The sequence below is a fragment of the Nocardioides sp. genome, from assembly GCF_031397825.1.
Lineage (GTDB): Bacteria > Actinomycetota > Actinomycetes > Propionibacteriales > Nocardioidaceae > Nocardioides.
Genome location: NZ_JANNML010000174.1, coordinates 1 through 1,785 on the forward strand (window position 1 = coordinate 1; position 1,785 = coordinate 1,785).

General features: G+C 71.9%; 2 protein-coding genes and 1 pseudogene. 1 reads left to right on the forward strand and 2 read right to left on the reverse strand.

Annotated features, from left to right (window positions below):
- Positions 1-815, reverse strand: an 815-nt coding sequence (locus tag RMN98_RS15090; protein ID WP_309649642.1) for a 3-isopropylmalate dehydrogenase, incomplete at its 3' end; no start/stop codon positions are given.
- Between the two features lie 11 nt (positions 816-826).
- Positions 827-1,015 (reverse strand): hypothetical protein, encoded by a 189-nt coding sequence (locus tag RMN98_RS15095; RefSeq protein WP_309649643.1) that lies wholly within the window; start codon positions 1,013-1,015, stop codon positions 827-829.
- 480 nt (positions 1,016-1,495) lie between these two features.
- Between RMN98_RS15095 and RMN98_RS15100 the strand changes: the two are divergent.
- Positions 1,496-1,785 (forward strand): annotated as a pseudogene (locus RMN98_RS15100) (cytidine deaminase); the annotation flags it as partial.

Consider the following 1,785-nt stretch of genomic DNA (forward strand, 5'->3'; position numbering starts at 1 on the left):
GCGGCGAGGTCGGTGACGATGTCGCCGAACAGGTTGTCGGTGACGATGACGTCGAAGCGTGCCGGGTCGGTGGTCAGGAAGATCATCGCGGCGTCGACGTGGAGGTAGTCCACGGTGACGTCGGGGAACTCCTCGCCCACCTGCTTCACCAGGCGCGACCACACGGCGCCGGCGTGGACGAGCACGTTGGTCTTGTGGACCAGCGTGAGCTTCCGGCGCGGTCGCTTCTGCGCCCGGGCGAACGCGTCGCGCACGACGCGCTCCACTCCGAAGGCGGTGTTGACGCTGACCTCGGTCGCGACCTCGGCCGGGGTGCCGACGCGCAGCGCGCCGCCGTTGCCCGTGTAGGGGCCCTCGGTGCCCTCGCGTACGACGACGAAGTCGATGTAGCCCGGGTCGGCCAGCGGTGAGGTGACACCGGGGAAGATCCGCGAGGGACGGAGGTTCACGTAGTGGTCGAGCTCGAACCGCAGCTTGAGCAGCAGGCCGCGCTCGAGGATGCCGGGCGGCAGGTTGGGGTCTCCGGGCTTGCCGCCGACCGCGCCGAGCAGGATCGCGTCGTGCCCGCGGATCTCCGCGAGCACCGAGTCCGGGAGCACCTCGCCGGTCGCGAGGTAGCGCTCGGCGCCGAGGTCGTAGCGGTTGGTCTCGAGCTTGACCTCCGCCGGCGCCGCCACGGCGAGGACCTTGAGGGCCTCGTCGGTGACCTCACGTCCGATGCCGTCACCGGGGATGACGGCGAGTCGCTGGACCGAGGGCCCCCCGGCTCCCGGGGAAGCAGCGGGAGCGGAGGGTGCGGGCGGGGTGGCGGTCATGGGGCGGGAGCCTAGTTGTCGTCGGGACGGTCGCGGTCGGCGTCTCGCGAGTCGGCACCGGTCCTGGCGCCGGTGGGCGCAGCGGCCGCCCCGGCACCGACCAGCGCCGGCTCGCGCCAGTAGCGGGTGCGGCGCGTCGGGGTCTGCTCGTTCTGGTCACGGTGACGCGAAGGGCCCCACTCGGGGTAGAAGTCGTACATCGGTGTCTCCTGGAGATCTGTCGGTCCCGTCGTGGGACGGGGACCGGGAACGGTGGACGCGAGGGAGTCGACGTGCCGCGTCGGCTGCCGGTCTGCGGACCGACGCGGGCGGGCCCTCCGTGGCGAGCGATGCGATCTCGAAGGACGACGGGCGCGGGTCACGCGCTGGGGCCCTGGTCCCACGGACGTGGGAGGAGATCGGCCAGATCGCTCTGGATCTCAGGTGCGAAAGTGACTGCGTCACTCGCCGCGGAGGGTCAGGGCCCGAAGACACGCCAGACACCGCGGCGAGAGGGGCCCTGGTTAGCTGGCCTCGCCGCGGCGACTGATAAGTACGAAGGTCTTCCGCATGATGTGACCACCCTAGGGACGGCCCGCCGCCGGCGCAGCCCTCCCACCGTGACTTCCCACATGATGAGACGACGTCTCGGATGCTGGCACGACCCGGCACGAACCGGGAGCGCTGCGACACTCGTCGGCATGAGCGCACCCCCCGACGTCCCGGCCGTGGTGGAGCGCGCCTTCCAGGTCTCGCGCAAGCGTGGCTACGCCTCCTTCTGCCGCAACGAGACCGGTCGCCTCCTGGCCACGCTCGCCGCGACCAAGCAGGGCACGCTGGCCGAGTTCGGCACCGGCACGGGGGTCGGCACCGCCTGGCTGCGCAGCGGCGTACGCAACGGGGCCCGCATCGTCAGCGCCGAGCTCGACACCGAGCTCGCCGGGGCAGCGGCCGAGGTCTTCGCCGACGACGACCAGGTCGAGGTGCTGGC

Excerpts from the sequence above, each read along its gene's own strand:
- RMN98_RS15095 (WP_309649643.1), bottom strand. The coding sequence starts at position 1,015 with ATGTACGACTTCTACCCCGAGTGGGGCCCTTCGCGTCACCGTGACCAG.